Annotated in this window: 21 protein-coding genes; 20 read left to right on the top strand and 1 reads right to left on the bottom strand. The window is 32.9% G+C overall.

The annotated features are described in order from the left end of the window. Nucleotides 1-270: 270 nt before the first annotated feature. From ED556_RS01340 to ED556_RS01430, 19 genes are all read left to right on the top strand, one after another. A complete protein-coding gene (locus ED556_RS01340) occupies nt 271-732 on the top strand; it encodes a TetR family transcriptional regulator C-terminal domain-containing protein (protein WP_296318739.1) in 462 nt (153 codons plus the stop codon). Next, a complete protein-coding gene (locus ED556_RS01345; protein WP_296318740.1) occupies nt 719-976 on the top strand; it encodes a hypothetical protein in 258 nt (85 codons plus the stop codon). The genes ED556_RS01340 and ED556_RS01345 overlap by 14 nt, the downstream gene beginning before the upstream one ends. Before the next feature lie 163 nt (nt 977-1139). After that, on the top strand, nt 1140-2306 hold the full coding sequence (locus ED556_RS01350) for an NAD(P)/FAD-dependent oxidoreductase (RefSeq protein WP_296318741.1): 1167 nt from the start codon (nt 1140-1142) through the stop codon (nt 2304-2306). A 4-nt stretch (nt 2307-2310) separates the two neighbouring features. Further along, entirely contained in the window at nt 2311-3024 is a 714-nt protein-coding gene (locus ED556_RS01355; RefSeq protein ID WP_296318742.1) for an AraC family transcriptional regulator, read from the top strand. Between the two features lie 40 nt (nt 3025-3064). Next, nucleotides 3065-3526: a GNAT family N-acetyltransferase gene (locus tag ED556_RS01360; RefSeq protein ID WP_296318743.1), complete on the top strand. Its 462-nt coding sequence runs from the start codon at nt 3065-3067 to the stop codon at nt 3524-3526. Between the two features lie 122 nt (nt 3527-3648). Then, nucleotides 3649-4236, top strand: a complete 588-nt coding sequence (locus ED556_RS01365; RefSeq protein ID WP_296318744.1) for a Crp/Fnr family transcriptional regulator — start codon at nt 3649-3651, stop codon at nt 4234-4236. 99 nt (nt 4237-4335) lie between these two features. Further along, the gene (locus tag ED556_RS01370; RefSeq protein ID WP_296318745.1) at nt 4336-5001 is read left to right on the top strand and encodes a peroxiredoxin-like family protein; all 666 of its coding nucleotides are present in this window, start codon (nt 4336-4338) and stop codon (nt 4999-5001) included. 4 nt (nt 5002-5005) lie between these two features. Beyond that, the gene (locus ED556_RS01375) at nt 5006-5380 is read left to right on the top strand and encodes a hypothetical protein (protein ID WP_296318746.1); all 375 of its coding nucleotides are present in this window, start codon (nt 5006-5008) and stop codon (nt 5378-5380) included. A 137-nt stretch (nt 5381-5517) separates the two neighbouring features. Beyond that, the gene (locus tag ED556_RS01380) at nt 5518-6093 is read left to right on the top strand and encodes a Crp/Fnr family transcriptional regulator (RefSeq protein WP_296318747.1); all 576 of its coding nucleotides are present in this window, start codon (nt 5518-5520) and stop codon (nt 6091-6093) included. Nucleotides 6094-6155: 62 nt separating this feature from the next. Then, nucleotides 6156-6644 (top strand): SRPBCC domain-containing protein, encoded by a 489-nt coding sequence (locus ED556_RS01385; RefSeq protein ID WP_296318748.1) that lies wholly within the window; start codon nt 6156-6158, stop codon nt 6642-6644. Continuing rightward, nucleotides 6634-7089 (top strand): GNAT family N-acetyltransferase, encoded by a 456-nt coding sequence (locus ED556_RS01390; RefSeq protein ID WP_296318749.1) that lies wholly within the window; start codon nt 6634-6636, stop codon nt 7087-7089. The genes ED556_RS01385 and ED556_RS01390 overlap by 11 nt, the downstream gene beginning before the upstream one ends. Then, nucleotides 7086-7637, top strand: coding sequence for an AAA family ATPase (locus ED556_RS01395; protein ID WP_296318750.1), 552 nt, complete (start codon nt 7086-7088; stop codon nt 7635-7637). Before ED556_RS01390 ends, ED556_RS01395 begins: the two co-directional genes overlap by 4 nt. A 196-nt stretch (nt 7638-7833) precedes the next feature. Beyond that, entirely contained in the window at nt 7834-8289 is a 456-nt protein-coding gene (rplM, locus tag ED556_RS01400; RefSeq protein ID WP_296318751.1) for a 50S ribosomal protein L13, read from the top strand. Beyond that, nucleotides 8289-8675 (top strand): 30S ribosomal protein S9, encoded by a 387-nt coding sequence (rpsI, locus tag ED556_RS01405; RefSeq protein WP_296318752.1) that lies wholly within the window; start codon nt 8289-8291, stop codon nt 8673-8675. Before rplM ends, rpsI begins: the two co-directional genes overlap by 1 nt. 250 nt (nt 8676-8925) lie before the next feature. Beyond that, a complete protein-coding gene (gene rpsB, locus ED556_RS01410) occupies nt 8926-9708 on the top strand; it encodes a 30S ribosomal protein S2 (RefSeq protein ID WP_296318753.1) in 783 nt (260 codons plus the stop codon). 87 nt (nt 9709-9795) lie between these two features. Beyond that, nucleotides 9796-10770: a translation elongation factor Ts gene (tsf, locus tag ED556_RS01415; RefSeq protein ID WP_296318754.1), complete on the top strand. Its 975-nt coding sequence runs from the start codon at nt 9796-9798 to the stop codon at nt 10768-10770. Nucleotides 10771-10920: 150 nt separating this feature from the next. After that, nucleotides 10921-11628: a UMP kinase gene (gene pyrH, locus ED556_RS01420; RefSeq protein ID WP_296318755.1), complete on the top strand. Its 708-nt coding sequence runs from the start codon at nt 10921-10923 to the stop codon at nt 11626-11628. A gap of 46 nt (nt 11629-11674) precedes the next feature. Continuing rightward, entirely contained in the window at nt 11675-12229 is a 555-nt protein-coding gene (gene frr, locus ED556_RS01425; RefSeq protein ID WP_296318756.1) for a ribosome recycling factor, read from the top strand. A 50-nt stretch (nt 12230-12279) separates the two neighbouring features. After that, nucleotides 12280-13551, top strand: a complete 1272-nt coding sequence (locus tag ED556_RS01430) for a DUF5686 family protein (RefSeq protein WP_296318757.1) — start codon at nt 12280-12282, stop codon at nt 13549-13551. On the opposite strand, the gene ED556_RS01435 is transcribed toward ED556_RS01430, so the two are convergent. Continuing rightward, on the bottom strand, nt 13552-16047 hold the full coding sequence (locus ED556_RS01435) for a hypothetical protein (RefSeq protein WP_296318758.1): 2496 nt from the start codon (nt 16045-16047) through the stop codon (nt 13552-13554). A 151-nt stretch (nt 16048-16198) separates the two neighbouring features. Between ED556_RS01435 and ED556_RS01440 the strand changes: the two genes are divergently transcribed. Further along, on the top strand, nt 16199-18604 hold the full coding sequence (locus tag ED556_RS01440) for an efflux RND transporter permease subunit (protein ID WP_296318759.1): 2406 nt from the start codon (nt 16199-16201) through the stop codon (nt 18602-18604). Nucleotides 18605-18622: the final 18 nt, after the last annotated feature.

Genomic DNA, 18622 nt, shown 5'->3' on the forward strand with positions numbered 1-18622 from the left:
TTTACGCAGTCCACGTTCTAATAAAAAATCTTTAGCTCATAATGTCTATGATTAATACCGATCTCACCGAATATTAGACTACCCGACCACTTATTACATTACTCTTGTTTCTTACAAGAACAATTATTTAAATTCATTAGTAGAAATCATAGCAAAGACCGTTACCTACAATTTGAAAAACATATGGGTCAAAATAGACTGACGATCTAAGAATGATTGAAAATGCACCTCATAAAACATAAAATCATGAAAAATTTAAAACGCCTATTGTTGACTTTTTTGATAACAGTATCATTCTCTAATTGTACTGAACAAACAAAATCTACTATTGAACAAGAAAACATTTCTGAGCATTTTGAAAAAGTTCAAAATGAACTTAGGATTGAATTAGACTCAAAAAATAATCCAGCATTAGACATATGTAATGAATTCGCTAAATCATCTAATATTGAGAAATCTATTTTACAACGGGATATGACATTAAGCTATGAAAAGATTAAAGAGCGAAGTAAATTAGTTGCATTAGGGAAATTATCTAATGAGGAATACTTCAATGATGTAAATGGTTCTATGGACGAGCATAATGGGTTTAAGACAGAATTAGGTAAATTAATATCTAATTATTACAAACAAAAACATAAAAGCAAGGCGTTCATCGAAACACTTGCCTACGAAAAATTTAAAGAAGCTCAGGAACTAAATTCAGAATTAAAAAAATATGATAAAGAATAAAAAAAAATTATCAATAGCATTGACTATGATATTTGGTATATCATTTAGTCAACAATTTCAAAATAATTATTGTGATTTGGACTGTTTGGAAGAAGCCTTTGAACTTTCTGAAGGTATAATTGAGGGTTATGGCGGACACCAACAAGCCTATGAACATTTTGAAATTATTTATGATATGTGTACTGCTATTTTTTGTAACCAAGATGGAAGCTATAGTAATGAGTCTGACAATCCTCGTAACTAATAACTGCACATAACACTGCGTATAAAGCATTGCAATTGGCCCCGATGCCAATAGCTCTTGGGACTAATTGGAATTCCGGGTCTTTTTACTAAATTTATAGTTAAGACAAGAATAATCTTGCGGATTTTTCCGAATCCTACCATACACAAACCCATTGTAAAACATGACCAGACAAGAATTTATAAAAATGTGTGGCTTGCTAGGAATTAGCATTCCTTTTCAATCTGTATTAACATCTTATAAGTCTTCCGAAGAAACTAGCAAATCTAACTTTAAAGGGAACGTATTGATTATTGGAGCTGGTGCTGCTGGTCTTACTGCTGGGCATTTATTACGTCAAAAAGGAATTGAGTTCCAAATCTTAGAAGCCTCTTCTGTATACGGCGGTAGAATGAAAAGAACATTAGATTTTGTAGACTTCCCTATTCCATTAGGTGGCGAATGGCTACATGTAGAAAAAGGCGTTTTAAGTGAAATTATAAATGACCCATCCGTACCAATTAATGTTAAAACCAAACCTTATGATATGGATGTGGATTATGCCTTATATGAAGGAGAAGAAGTCTATTTAAAAGATATAGGCTTTAAAATTGACCAGAAGTTCATAAATTCCTCGTGGTTTGATTTTTTTGAGCAATACGTTGTCCCATCTGTACAAAATAATATATTGTTTAATGCGGTTGTTAAGTCTATTGACTACTCTAAGGATAAGATATTTGTAAACACATCAAATGGTGAATTTACAGCAGATAAGATTATAATCACTACACCTGTAAAACTATTACAAACGGGTTCTATTGCATTTACACCTCAACTACCCGAACACAAAAGAGAAGCTATAAATGACGTGACTGTTTGGGATGGCTTTAAAGCATTTATAGAGTTTTCAGAAAAGTTTTATCCTGCTGCAATTGGCTTCGATATTGGCTCCGATAGAGATGGCGAAAAACTATATTATGATGCGGCTTATGGGCAGAATTCCAATAGACATGTTTTAGGTTTATTCACCGTTGGTTCAGGTACGCTTCCGTACAGAGAATTATCCGATAAAGAACTCATTGAATATATGTTAAACGAGTTGGACGAGATTTTTGATAATAAGGCATCATCGAATTACATAAAACATACATCGCAGAATTGGAACAAAGAGCCTTTTGCTAAAGGTGCTTATGTGTATAATTACGAAAATTGGAGACGCGTACGAACACTTGGTAAATCTGTGAGCGATAAGCTTTATTTTGCAGGAACATCTTACACCACAGGAGAAGATTGGGGCAGCGTACATACGGCTGCACGATCTGCAATTAGAGCTGTAAATGAGATAACATGAGGCTATGAAAATTTATGGTTTTGATATAAAAAAAGGGATATACGACTTCGAGTTCAATGAGCTGAATACAGAAAGCCATTCGCATCCTGTTGTCGAAATCATAAATGCAACTGACGGCTCTTTTGCATTAATATCCAATGAACTTACTCATGAGAACTTAGTTTTTGCTATTATCGAATCAAACACAAAGCATAAGATTATTGCAAAAAACTGTTCTGTCAAGATTTTAATGATAGAGAGTTATAACTATTATTTACACAAGTTCTTAAAAAGCAAAGGAATTATATTTCAAAACGGTGCTTTTCTTAAAACTTCGTTTTTATCAAAAAACCAGTTGTTTTCAGAAATTAAAGATCTCGCTACTTCAAGTGATTTAAAAACACCTGCGGATCAGCGAATAATTGATTGTATAAAATTCATTGAAGAGAATGAACTTGAATATAAAAATCTCATTTCAGAATTAACGTCTAGAGTGTTTCTATCTGACAGTAGGCTTTCACATCTTTTTAAAGAGCATATCGGAGTTTCAATTAAAAAATACCTCGTTTGGAACAAATTACGACAAGCAATAAACTTATACCTAAACAACTCTACTAATTTAACAGAGGTCTCTTTACAAAGTGGATTTTTTGACCAAGCGCATCTAAGCAATTCCTTTAAAAAAGTTTTAGGAGTAAATCCTTCAAGCGCATACAATAGCAGAATCTTACAATCATAACTTTTACACAAGTTTTAATTTTGCCCTTAAAACTTAGAAAATGATAAGAAAAATTGAAAAGGGAGATATTACTGAATTAAAAAAGGTATTAGATTCAAGTGAATTGTTCCCATCATACTTATTAGATGATATGATTAGTGATTATTTGAATAACAAAAATTCAACAGACATATGGTTTACAACAATACGCCATGGAAAACCTATCTCAATTGTGTACTGTGCGCCTGAAAGATTAACTAATGGAACCTACAACCTTTATGCGATTGCTGTGCACAAAGACCAACAAGGAAACGGTGTTGGAAAGAAAATGATGGAATACATTGAAAATACGTTACGTGAAAATGGCAACCGAATTTTAATCGTAGAAACATCAGGAAAAGCTGAGTTTGAATTAACAAGAGATTTTTACATTAAATGCAACTATATTAAGCAAGCAGTAATCCCTGAATTTTACGAAGAAGATGATGACAAAGTGGTTTTTTGGAAAAAATTGACTGAGTAGAAGTTGATATAGGTGTGTATTAATCCTCGCAACCCAAATACATTAATCGGAGTTCTTCATAATTTACTATCTTTCGGTTACTACTAAAAACCATAATATTACTTTAAACCATTAAGGCCTCATTGAAAGATTACGAAAACATATTAAATAACATAAAGAGATACGTTTCTTTAAATGAAGATGATGAAAAACAGTTTACCTCAATTGTTAGAACTACAAAAGTCAAAAGAAGGCAATTTATTGTTCAGCCAAATTTTGTTTGTTCCCATCAAACCTATGTTTTAAAAGGTGCTTTCCGAAGCTATTTTGTAAATGATGTAGGTATTGAGTATACAATTCAATTTGCAATTGAAGACTGGTTTATTAGTGATTTTAATAGTTACATAAATCAAACTCCAGCTTCAATTTTTGTAGAGGCATTAGAGGATTCAATAGTACAGCAAATTTCTTTTCAAGATGTTGAAAAACTCTGTAGTGACAACCCTAAGTTTGAGAGATTTTTTAGACTAGTTGCTCAAAAATCATTTGCTTTTTCTCAAAGACGCATACTTTCTAATTTGGGTAAATCTGCTGAGGAACGCTACCTAGAATTTCAAAATCTATATCCTTCTATAGTGCGTCGTGTTCCTCAATATACTTTAGCCTCTTATCTAGGCATGTCACCAGAATTTTTAAGTAAAATCCGCAAACGATTGGCCACAAAATCTTGAACTAGTTCAAGAAGATTTCCTAAAGTAGTTCATTTTATAGCATATACAGGTTACTCAACTTTGTAGTGTCGATTTTGACATAATTTAAAACAAAGAAAAATGAGTACACAAACACAAATACCTTCTTACTCAGTAGGTCTTAAAGAATTACAAGACAATTTAGGAAGTATGTTACCTAAAGAGGCTCTAGCTGTTTTTGAAGCAGATGCAAACAAATTAAAAGAAACGCACAAGTCTATTCTTAAGCTTAAAGAAGGTGACAAAGCACCTAACTTTTCATTATCAAATGCAATGGGTCAATCTGTAAGTTTAAAGTCGCTCTTAGAACAAGGCAAAATTGTCCTAACGTTTTACCGAGGTACTTGGTGCCCGTATTGTAACCTTCAACTCAACCAGTACCAACAAGTATTGGAAGACATCAAGTCATTGGGAGCCAATTTAGTTGCTATTTCTCCACAAACACCAGATGAATCTTTGAATATACAGGAGAAGAATGATTTACAATTCGAAGTTTTAAGCGATAACGGAAATATTGTTGCACAACAGTTTACAACCGTATTTAAAAATGACGCTGCTCCTCTTGAAGCAATGACCTCTCTAGGAATTGATTTTGACAGTCATTACGGTGATGATTCTAAAGAATTACCTGTCCCAGCTGTTTTCATTATAGAACCAGACTTTACGATTTCATTTGCCAAAGCCATTGATGGTGATTACAGAAATAGAGTTGAAGCTTCTGAAATTATTAACGCATTAAAAAACTAATATTATGAACAAGACAATTCAACATATAATCGGTGGTCTACTAGGACTATTAATGGTCATTTTTGGTCTAAACAAATTTCTAGGGTTTATTCCTGTTGAACCACCATCAGACCCAATTGCTCAAAAATTTATGGGCGCGATGTTCTCAACCTACCTCTTTAAAGTAGTTGCCATAGCAGAAATTATTGGTGGTATTCTATTAGTAATACCTAAAACCAAATTCATTGGTTGGTTAATTTTAGTTCCAATAGTTTTTAATATCGTGGCGTTTCATGTAGCCCATGATTTTATTGGAAATGGAATATGGCTCTTACCTACTTTACTCTTTATTGTTATAAGTTACTTTGAAAGGGAACACATTTCCTCATTAGTAAAATAAAACCTATAGATTATTAAATTATTTTAGGCGGATTTGGTCAATATTTGTCTTAATCCGCTTTGTAATTTATAGCAAAAAATTTAGATAGTATCCTAATAAAATTCCTAACTTTATTGAATTGCCGATTAGCAATTTGAATGAAAGAAATCGAATCTTATATCGAAAATTATTTTGGAATAAAAGGCAAAAACCTGTCTTCGATTGCGCGATTGTTTAATAATACAGAACTTCAAAAAAATGATTACCTCTTAAAAATTAACCAATATGCAAAACGTATCCATTTTGTAAAAACAGGTTACTTAAGGGTGTTTGCATACAATGCTACTGGTGAAAAGGAAATAACACAATGGATTTCTAATGAAGGCATGTTTTTAACAGATTTGTCAAGCTTTATGTTCAATACACCTTCAAGGTGGAACATTCAAGCCATATCGGATTGTGAGTTATATACCATTTCAAAAGAAGATTACAATTCAATCGGTAATTATATTGATAACTGGAGCGAGTTAGAAAAATTATTTATTGCCAAATGTTTTGTTACCATAGAAAATAGAGTTTTTGGTCAACTTTCAATGACAGCAGATGAAAAGGTACAGCATCTTTTAGAAATTAACCCCAAGATTTTTTTACAAGTACCACTCCAATATATTGCATCAATGCTTGGAATGACTCCCGAAACTTTAAGTAGAGTAAGACGAAAACTGATTTCTTGATTTAAGTCAAGCGAAGCTGTTTTAGATTGACGGTACTTTGCATAGAATAAAACAATAAAACTATGCACAAGTTAATCGTAACCGTTTTTCTAACATCTTTAACAATGACAATTATGGCACAAAAAGAAATTAAGACTTCAATAGATATCTCTGCATCACCTCAAGTAATATGGAACGTACTTACCAATTTTACTGAGTACGAAAAATGGAATCCTTTTCTTAAATCTGTAGAAGGCGACTTTAAAGTTGGAGAAAAAGTAAAAATTAATGCTGGCGGCATGAAATTTAGACCAAAAGTATTAGCTTACAACGAGAATAAAGAAATACGTTGGTTAGGCAAATTTATATTTAAAGGGCTTTTTGACGGCGAACATAAATTTATAATCATTGATAACGGCGATGGCACCTCTACTTTTAAACAAGAAGAAAAGTTTAGTGGCATTTTAGTCGGACTATTTAAAAAGAAATTAGAAACAGAAACGAAATCTGGGTTTGAGGAAATGAATAAGAAATTAAAAGAATTAGCAGAAAATTTAAAAGATGAAATTTAGAAAAGCTACTAACAATGATATCCCAAAAATTGTGGGAATGATTGCGGATGATGAACTCGGGAAAACTAGAGAAAATTTTCAAACGCCATTACCCGAAGAATATCACACAGCTTTTCAAAATATAAATGCTGACCAAAATCAAGAATTAATAGTTGTAGAAGACGAAAATTCTGAAATCATAGGCACTTTACAATTGTCATTTATTCAATACCTCACATACCGTGGCGGAATTAGAGCACAAATTGAAGCAGTACGAATACGAAAAGACAAAAGAGGACTTGGAATTGGGCAGACAATGTTTCAATGGGCAATTAATAGAGCAAAAGAGCGAAATGCACACTTGCTGCAATTAACTACCGACAAAAAACGACCTAACGCCATTAAATTCTACGAAGATTTAGGATTTAAAAGCACTCACGAAGGAATGAAAATGCATTTTAAATGAAAATTCTTTTATTTGGAGCTTCTGGCTCCGGAACCACAACTTTAGGTAAAGAAATAGAGAAAAAATCTGATTTTAAGCATTTAGATGCTGACGATTACTATTGGAAAAAGACATCGCAGCCATTTCAAGAAAAAATACCCTTAAGTGAACGAAACCAAAATCTTAAGGCCGATTTCGAAAAGCATGAAAACATCATTTTAAGCGGCTCTATGGTAAGTTGGGGAAAAGAATGGGAAACTGCTTTTGACTTAGCTGTTTTTATTCATCTCGAAAATAATGAAAGAATGAATAGACTAAAAAAACGCGAAGCTGAACGTTACGGTGAAAGCCTTCAAACTAACAAAAAAATAAAAGAGAATTCTGAAGCTTTTTTAGAATGGGCTAACCAATACGAAAACCCAAACTTTGATGGCAGGTCGCTCAAAATTCATAATAACTGGATTCAATTACTAAACTGTAAAGTTTTAAGGTTAGACGGACAACTAGAGTTGTCAAAAAAAGCAGACATAGTTTTAATGGAAATAAAAGATTTAAATAACCATATATAATCTTAAACTTACAAAGCCATTTTAATAGGTATCTACTTATAAATTTTATTGCTTTTCACTTTACTGATTTTCAGCATAAAAAAACCGTCTTACAGGTTTGTCAATCCAATAAGTTGTCGTAAATTTGCAAACTCTTTTTCGGAAGAGGAATGTTTAATCAAGTATACCAAAGTGGTATGCAATAAATCAAATTAGTGTGGATACATTAAGCTACAAAACAGTTTCAGCTAACAAAGCTACCGTTAATAAGGAGTGGGTTTTAGTTGATGCTGATGGACAAACTTTAGGTCGTTTAGCTTCAAAAGTAGCAATACTTTTAAGAGGTAAGCACAAACCTAATTTTACGCCACACGTTGATTGCGGTGATAACGTAATAGTTATAAACGCTGAAAAAATCAACTTAACAGGTAACAAGTGGTCAGATAAAAGTTATATCCGACACACAGGTTATCCAGGTGGTCAAAGAAGTCTGACTGCTACTGAGATGTTTGAGAAAGACCCAACCAGATTAGTAGAGAAGTCAGTAAAAGGAATGTTGCCAAAAAACAAATTGGGAGCTGTTCTTTTTAGAAACCTAACAGTTGTTACTGGTGCTGAGCACGCTCACGAAGCTCAAAAGCCAAAGACAATTAATTTAAAAGAATTTAACTAATGGAAGTAATTCACAAAATTGGCCGTAGAAAGACGGCTGTTGCCCGTGTGTACGTTGCTAAAGGAAAAGGTAACATCACGGTGAACAAAAAAGACATGGCGGATTATTTTACTACTGCAACATTACAGTATAAAGTAAACCAACCTTTAGTCATGACTAACAATGATGGCAACTTTGATATTACTGTTAACGTATATGGAGGTGGCATCACCGGCCAGGCAGAAGCAATACGTTTAGCTTTATCTCGCGCAATGTGCGAATTAGATGCTGAAAACAGAGCAATATTAAAGCCAGAAGGTCTATTAACTAGAGATCCAAGAATGGTAGAGCGTAAGAAATTCGGTCAGAAGAAAGCGCGTAAGAAATTCCAGTTCTCTAAACGTTAATATCCAACACAAATTATGTCATGCTGAGCGCAGTCGAAGCATTTTTATATTTCTATTGCGCTCAATTGACATTAAACACGCCACGAGTTGGCATTTTATTGAAATCGCTGAAAAGTTCAGCAAAATTAAAACCAGTTATTGTTGCCCATGACATAAAAGTCAGGGTTTAGTCTAGCATCTAAATGCTAAAGGCCTTTAGAAAAAGCCACTTTAGCATTGCTAATTCAACAGAACGTAAACTATTACAAAAATGGAAAAAGTAGAAGTAAAAGAACTACTAGAAGCAGGTGTACACTTTGGTCACCTAACACGTAAGTGGGATCCAAACATGGCTCCTTACATCTATATGGAGCGTAACGGTATCCATATTATCAACCTTTACAAAACAGCAGCTAAGATTAACGAAACTGCAGAAGCAATGAAAAAAATCGCTGCTTCTGGAAAGAAAATCTTATTTGTTGCAACAAAAAAGCAAGCTAAAGATATCGTTGCTGATAAAGCTAGCGCTGTAAACCAACCTTACATCACTGAAAGATGGCCAGGTGGAATGTTAACCAACTTCGTAACTATCAGAAAAGCTGTTAAGAAAATGGCTGCAATTGATAGAATGAAGAAAGATGGTACGTTTAACTCTTTATCTAAAAAAGAGCGTTTACAAGTAGACCGTCAGCGTGCTAAATTAGAAAAGAACTTAGGTTCTATCTCTGACATGACACGTTTACCAGGTGCATTATTTGTGGTTGATATTAAGCGTGAGCACATTGCAATTAAGGAAGCTCAAAAATTAAACATCCCAATCTTTGCAATGGTAGACACCAACTCTGACCCACGTCAGGTTGATTATGTCATCCCTGCAAATGATGATGCTTCTAAGTCTATTGATAAAGTATTATCTATCGTAACTTCTGCTGTTGCAGATGGTTTAAGCGAAAGAAAAGCTGAGCGTACAGAGAAAGAGGCTAAAGCTGCTGCTCCTAAAGCAGAAGCAAAAGCAGCGCCTGCACCTGTAGTTGCGACTCAAGAAGAAGAATAAATAACAATTACACAATATGTAAAAGTCGTTTAATTCTTTTCTTTAAGAAACATGGATTAAACGACTTTTCAAATTTATAAACATACTATGGAAAACACAGTAAAAATTACTGCAGCAGAAGTAAATAAGCTAAGAAAAGCTACTGGTGCAGGTATGATGGATTGTAAAAAAGCACTAGTTGAAGCTGGTGGTGATTTTGACAAAGCAATCGAAGTTTTACGTAAAAAAGGACAAAAAGTTGCTGCAAAAAGAGCTGACAGAGAGTCTTCTGAAGGTGCTGCTGTAGCAAAAATAAATGCAGATAACACTAAAGGTATTGCACTAGTATTAGGTTGTGAAACTGATTTCGTAGGTAAAAATGAAAACTTCTTAAAATTAGCTAGTGACTTTGGTGACATTGCACTTAACTATACTACTAAAGAAGAATTCTTAGCTGCTGATTTCGGCGGAATGACTGTAGCAGATAAATTGGTTGAGCAAACTGGAGTAATTGGTGAGAAGTTAGACATCAATGCATTTGAGGTTGTTGAAGCTGCTTACGTAGGTTCTTATGTTCACATTAACAAAATTGCTGCTGTTGTAGGTTTCTCTGCTAAAGTTGATAATATTGAAACTTTAGCTAAAGATGTTGCTATGCAGGTTGCTTCTATGGGAGCGACAACATTATCTTACAAAGATTTTGATCCAGCTTATGTTGCTTCTGAAACTGAAGCACGTATCGCTGCTATCGAAAAAGAGAATGAAGAATTAGCGCGTTTAGGAAAAACATTAAAAAATGTTCCTAAATACATCTCTATGTCTCAATTAACTGATGCCGTTTTAGCACAAGCTGAAGAAGATGCAAAAGCAGAACTTAAAGCTGAAGGTAAGCCTGAGCAAATTTGGGACAGAATCTTACCTGGTAAAATGGACCGTTTTATATCTGATAACACAACATTAGATAAAGAACAATGTCTATTAGACCAAAGTTTTATTAAAGACGAAAAGTCAAACGTAGCTAAATATGTTTCTTCTTACGGAGAAGTAGAAGTAACAGGTTTTAAACGTGCTACAGTAGGTTAATTAAATAACCATATAACATATAAAAAAGCCTTCAGAAATCTGAAGGCTTTTTTTGTATTACAACATTAACAGAAGATATAAATACACAAAGGGTTTCACTTTTAATCCTAATAATAATTGTTTAGTTTTGCGTAACCTTCAAAATAACAAATGAAATTTAAACGCGTACTACTTAAACTTTCTGGTGAAGCCCTAATGGGAGATCGTCAATACGGTATTGACCCACAACGCCTTGCAGAATATGCTCAGGATATTAAAACCATTACAGATAAAGGTGTCGAAGTGGCCATTGTAATTGGTGGTGGAAATATTTTTAGAGGTGTTGCTGGAGCAAGTAATGGTATGGATCGTGTACAAGGTGACCATATGGGTATGCTAGCAACCGTAATAAATGGTTTGGCTTTACAAAGTGCACTTGAAGACGCTGATATACCAACACGATTGCAAACCGCTATAAAAATCAATGAAGTTGCTGAGCCTTTTATTCGTCGTAAAGCTTTGCGACACCTAGAAAAAGGACGTGTTGTAATTTTTGGAGGCGGAACAGGAAATCCTTATTTCACTACAGATTCTGCAGCAGTATTAAGAGCCATCGAAATTGAAGCAGATGTAATACTAAAAGGTACTCGAGTTGATGGCATTTATAATGCCGATCCTGAGAAAGATACAAATGCCATAAAATTTGACCATATAAGCTTTGACGATGTTTTACGTAAAGGACTAAAGGTTATGGACACAACTGCATTTACATTAAGTCAAGAAAACAAGTTACCAATCATTGTTTTTGATATGAATAAAAAAGGAAATCTACTAAAAGTGGTTTCTGGAGAAAATATTGGTACTAAGGTTAACTTATAAGTTTTGGCTTAACTTTTGATAATTGTCAGTTAAAAAATTAAAGATTATGAACGAAGAGATTCAATTTATTATAGACACAGCTCAGGAAGCTATGGATTCTGCCATTAAGCATCTAGAGAAGCAATTGTCAAATATTAGAGCTGGTAAAGCTAGCCCTTCAATGTTAGGCAGTGTTATGGTAGACTATTACGGTTCACAAACACCATTAAATCAAGTAGCAAATGTAAATACGCCAGATGGTCGTACAATTACAGTACAACCATGGGAAAAATCAATGTTACAAGAAATAGAGCGTGGTATCATGGTCGCTAACCTTGGTTTTAACCCAATGAATAATGGCGAATCGATAATAATTAATGTTCCACCATTAACGGAAGAACGTCGAAGAGATTTAGCTAAACAATCTAAAGCTGAATCTGAAGATGCAAAAGTTGGTATACGTAATGCACGTAAAGATGCCAATAATGATGTTAAAAAAGTTGACGTATCTGAGGATGTGCAGAAAAATGCGGAAATAGACATACAAGAACTTACTGACAAATACGTTAGTAAAGTAGATCAAATATTTGGAGCGAAAGAAAAAGAAATTATGACAGTATAATTGTTTTAATTTCCCTCTTTCAATAATCCATTAACTACAAACTATCTTTAATGCTAAAGCACCTATTTGCTACAATTTTGTTATGCATTTCATCTTATGCTTTAGCTTTTCAAGAACCAAAAGAAGACACTGAGAAACAAAAAGATTCTGTAAAGAAAAGTGTCTTTTTAGAAAATCTAGGGTTAGGGTATCTCCCTACAAAGTATTTCAATTTTGATTTAAGATATCTGGTAAAGTACAACCAATTCGAAGGTTTGAGAACTGGTCTTGGTGGTATTACGAGTGAAAAATTCTCTGAAAAATATCGAATCAATGGTTACATTGTTTATGGCTTTCAGGATGAACGCTATAAATATAGTATAGGCGGAGGTTTTAGAATAAATGAATCTACAGATACCTGGGTGAACCTAACTTATACTGATGATTTGCAAGAAACCGGAAGTTCAAAATTCTTAACCGATAAGCGGTTTTTTTCTTTTTTTGAACCACGACTACTTAACATCGATTTGTTCCACCGTCACGTTACCAAATCGATTTCTTTACAACATAAAATTTCTAACAACTTACTCTCTGAAGCACAACTCGCCATAAGTCGTGTTGATCCAACATACAACTACACTTTTTTAAGTCAAGGGCAAGCGTTTACGCTATTTAATTTTAGCACGGCACAGTTAAGTCTGCAATGGAGTCCGTTTAGCAAGTTTGAATTTGTCGATAATAAAATTGAAGAAACAATCGATGGTTATCCAAAATTTACTGCGCAAGTAACTCAAGGTATCTCGGATGTATTTAATAGTGATTTTAATTTTACTAAAATAGATTTTAGAACCATTCATCAAATAAATCATGCCAACGAATCTATGTCGGAGGTAACACTCGTTGCTGGGTTAGCCTCAGGTGAAACACCTATAACGCAGTTATATCATTCCTACCCTAACAACATTAATAAAGAGACTATTTTACAGCGTTTTTCAGTGGCAGGTTTAAAAAGTTTTGAAACTATGTTTTTTAATGAATTTTTCAGCGATAGGTTTACCACTTTACAGCTAAAGCATTTTTTTAAGCCTTTTAAAATTTCGAACAGATGGAAACCGCAATTGGTCTTAATATCGAGATACGCATTAGGCAATATGAGAAGTATTGATCAACATCAAGGTATAACGTTTAACACTTTAGACAAGTTATACTCAGAATCTGGTATCGAAATTAATAAGCTCATTTTCGGTTTTGGCTTAAGTTTCGCTTACCGTTACGGTGGCTACCATCTACCATCTCTTGGCGATAATTTTGCAGCTAAGTTTACATTTAATATTTCTCTCTAGTTAATCTTGAGATTCAGTGACTTTATATTCTAAGGTTTTATAACCAATTTGTCCATTGTCTGTTATTGATTCTATTATAATTACAAAATCTCCGACGTTGTCAGAATGACTATAACTTAATTTTATAGGTTTTGAGCTTGTAGTTTCTACATTAGGTTTCCAAAAAATAGTAGACCTAAAATCTGGTTCCTTAAACTTTTTTGAGATTTCATCTGAGTAATTTGGAATATAAAACTCTTTTTTGGTTGAAAAAACAGGTATTTTATTTAGTCTAATATCTTTTTTGATATCTAATGCGCCATATAAGCCTTTACCTGATTTTGTGTAAATTGAAATAATACTGCCAGGAAAATATCCCGATGGTACATTGGTATTTAACACCTGTGCGTACAACTGTCTAAACCCTGGTGGATTATCAATAATTTCAAAACTTGTTATTTCATCAGGAATCATTCTCTCAATTAAAAAATAATCAGATTGGCTCACAGGTATTGCATCTATTAGAACTAATGTAGTATGGCCTTTTCCTCCTTTTGCGGTACTTGCATTTAACCTTCCTGTTGAGTCTCTAAATATGGTTACTCTATCCTGAAAAGCCATCATAACACTATATAATCCTCTAGAGTTTTTTGCTTTCTTTGCCATAATTTCCTTATCATCAATAACGACATCAGGTTTACCATATTTCTCAAACATTTTTTTTCGTTTTGGAGTCATTTTATAGGCATCAATAACAACCTCGTCTAATTCATTTATCCCATCCAAATTAGTGTAGTATTCATTTTTTATTAGATTTTGAAGTCGTATTTCATTTATTTTATTTTGGTAAGCACTATCGGTAATATTGTGATACATTAATTTATTTGGAGCAAACTTAGGTTTCAATTTTTTAGTTTTAGATAAGGTAATTGTGTAATTCTTACGCTCATTTTCCGATATACCAAAAGGTTTTAAAATCATTTCTTTGTAATCTCCGTATAAATCTTCTATTGGAAAATTAAAACTTCCTGGTGCATTTATTTGTCCTGTGTAAATTGAAGCATCATTTCCAAAAGTCAATAATGTGACTGGCAGGTTTTTTACACTCATTTTCCTTTGCTTTGTATTCACTGTTCCTCTTATACTTAAGCCTCGTTCCATTCGGAAATTTAAATTTTTCCTGGAGTCTGTATACTTGTAATTTCTCCAGCCTTGAGTTAACATCAAATTGTCAATATTTAAACTTTTATTTTTAGAAAAATATGCCCCTGGATTTTCTATATGGCCTTTAATATCAGAGCTTAATAATAAATATGATAAAATATTATCTCTCTCAGTTAAAATATTAGTTTCAGATTTTTTATTAAAAACTAATATAGAACTACTACTCTTGATAAGTGAATCTTCTTTTTTTGTAACACTAAGGTCTAGATTAATTACATCTCGTTTTTTAAAAATACTATCGTGTAGCCTAACGTTGACATCTAATCTCTTATCATCACTTCGGTCATTAAAAAATAACCGTTCTGCTTTTGGTTGATTTAAATTATTAAACGCAGTAAAAATTATTACACCTTCCGGAAACGTGGTCTTAGGTATTGTAAATATATATTTTCCGTTTATTAAATTTAGTTCCTTGTTGAAGTAATCCTTTCCTCTGACTGAAGCACTTAGAGAAATTTTTTCGGTAGAATTTTCGTTAGTTCTCAATGTTGCAACTATATACTTATTTCGCTCAACAATAGATAATACAAAAGCATTTTGATAAACATTAGGCAAGTTATAAACTTCATTATTGCCATAAAGTTTTGCTGAATATTCTTCGTTAACATCAACTTTATCAATTACAAAGTGTCCTAAACCTACTTCGTTACTTTCAAAAAAAGAAATGACGTTTCCGTCTGAATTTAAAATTTCGCCTTTCCCTTTAATACCTTTTCCTATGAAATTTGTTATTTTAAATCCAATTTTACTAGGTAACCCAGCAACCATTTTACCACTTTCAGGATAAAAATTTAGCTTAGTGTCGTTAGAACTTATAGAAGATTGGTTGACACTATTTTTTTTTAGATATTCTTTATTTAAGGATGTTTCTTTATTTTCAATAGAAAATATCTTGAAATATTTTTCGGTAATAAAGTCATTTTTAAAGTTTTTATTCCACTCGGTATAGACTCTTATTAAATACACTCCTTGCGAATACTCTTTATCCAAATCAAAAAAACCATTTCCTATACCAGCCTGAACCTTGATTATTTTAGAATCGATGATTTTTTCTTTATTATTTATGAGATCTACATAGACTACACCACTCGTTATTCCCAAATTATGAGTGCCCGCGTTTGCTAAGATTAATTTGAACCAAACTGTTGTGTCAGTAGCATAAGCCTCGTTATCTAGCTGTACATAAATTTTCTCTGCTAAAGAATTATGTTTAAAATTTTCCTGCCCTTGAGAATATAAAGCAATCGATAAAAAAAAGAAAAAATTAAGCGCCTTATAGTAGTGAAATTTCATGTATTACTATGTTTTTAATTCTTGAAAGCAACAAAAATTATACCATTAAAAATAATTTGCATTTATCGAAACACTAGACGTTCAATTAAATGTAATTTTAACTGACAATACTTTTGCTTTTTCCTACCTTTGCCGCTCATTAGAAAAATGTATGCTTAAACTTCTTACAGCTCGATTTTGGGAAACAGTTGCGCGACTAATATTGCGTAACAAAATTGCCATTCTCATCACTGTAATCTTGTATACTATTTTCTTTAGTATGCAATGGAAGCATATGAGGTTCACCTATACTGAAGCGAACCTTTTACCCGATGAGCATGAGGTTAATATTACCTACAATAATTTTCTAGAAATATTTGGTGAAGAAGGTAACCTTATTGTATTAGGTGTTAAGGATTCTACACTTTTTAATGTTGAAAAACTCAATGCTTGGAATCAACTATCTGAAGACTTTAAAGCCTTTGATGAAGTTGAGACCGTTGTATCTATTAAAGATTTACAAAAGCTTGTAAAAAACAACAAGGAAGAAAAGTTTGATTTAGAACCTTTTATAAAAGATTCTATTACGTCGATAGAAGAAATAGACAAGCTTCAAAAAGACCTTTTTGAAAAATATCCGTTTTATGACAATTTCCTGTTTAACAAAGAGACTAGGACGATACGAACTGCCATCTATTTAAAAAAGGATATTGTAAATACACCTGTTAGAAAAGACTTTGTAATATATACATTAAAGGATAAAATTGATGCGTTTGAGACTAAAACAAGCCTAGATGTCCGTATATCTGGGATGCCTTATATAAGGACACTAAACTCTCAAAATATTGTTGACGAGATCAGTCTTTTTATTGGTGCAGCTTTAGCAGTAACATCATTTATATTTTTTCTATTCTTTAGATCTTTTAGAGCTACGTTTATATCTCTAATTGTAGTATGTATTGGAGTGATGTGGACCTTCGGTATTATTGGTTTACTTAATTATGAAATTACTGTACTTACAGCCTTAATTCCGCCTTTAATAATTGTTATAGGCATTCCTAATTGTATTTTCTTAATAAATAAATATCAGCATGAGGTACGTTTGCATGGCAATAAAGTAAAGTCTTTACAGCGCGTAATTACTAAAGTAGGTAACGCTACTCTTATGACTAACGTAACTACTGCCTCTGGTTTTGCAACATTTATTTTAACCGAAAGTCAATTACTAAAGGAGTTTGGTATTGTGGCATCGTTGAGCATTCTTGCTATTTTTATTCTTTGCCTACTGATTATTCCAATTCTATATACCTTTTTACCATATCCTAAACCAAGGCATTTAGAACATTTAAATAAGCGTTGGATAAATGGTTTTGTAGATTGGATGGAGCGCATGGTAAAGCACAAAAAGATTACCATATACGTTACGGCTTTAGTCTTACTTATTGCCAGCTTGCTCGGTATAAATAAGATTATTATTTCTGGAAGTCTCATTGAAGATATGCCTAAGAATACTGAGTTTTTTAATGATATTCGGTTTTTTGAATCTGAGTTCAATGGTATTATGCCATTAGAAATTATGGTAAATACCAAACGCAAAAAAGGCGTTATGAAATTAGCTACCATAAAACGCATGAATAGACTTGAGGAGTTTATTGATGAAACTCCTGAACTCTCAAGACCAATATCGGTAGTTAGCTTGGTTAAGTATGCTAAACAGGCTTATACCAACGGAAATCCTAAATATTACCAACTACCTACTAGTCAAGAAAATCTATTTATAAGTTCTTATGTAAAAAAATCATCTACGGATGTTGATTTACTTAAAAACTTTGTCGATAGTACTGGCCAATATGCGCGTATAACAACCTTTATGAAAGACATTGGCACTGATAAAATGGAGCGCATTGAAGAAGATTTACAACATGAAATAGACAAGATTTTCCCAAAAGAACGCTATGAAGTTACCATGACTGGTAAAGCTTTAGTTTTTCAGAAAGGCACAAAGTACTTAGTTCGTAATCTTGTTATTTCACTATCATTAGCTATTTTTCTTATTTCTATTTTCATGGCTTATATGTTTAGGTCAGCAAGAATGATTGTGGTATCATTAGTACCAAATTTATTACCACTATTAGTTACTGCAGGACTAATGGGTTATTTAGGTGTGCCTATCAAGCCTTCGACGATATTGGTATTTAGTATAGCCTTTGGTATATCTGTAGATGACACCATTCATTTCCTAGCAAAATACAGGCAAGAGCTACAAGCAAACCATTGGAAAATCCGTAAATCAGTATATGCTGCTTTGCGCGAAACTGGCGTAAGTATGTTTTACACATCTATAGTATTATTCTTTGGGTTTTCGGTATTTACCATTTCCAGTTTTGGTGGTACAGTGGCATTAGGTGGTTTAGTATCAGCAACTTTATTATTTGCCATGTTATCTAATTTATTATTATTGCCATCGTTATTGTTATCTCTTGAAAGAAGCATTGCTAATAAAGCAGTATTAAAAGAACCTTCAATTAATATTATACCCGAAGACGATAACGATAAAACTATAGAAGAAATTGATTAAGTTTTAAACGAGATTATA

This window comes from Winogradskyella sp., from assembly GCF_003712105.1.
Taxonomy (GTDB): domain Bacteria; phylum Bacteroidota; class Bacteroidia; order Flavobacteriales; family Flavobacteriaceae; genus Winogradskyella.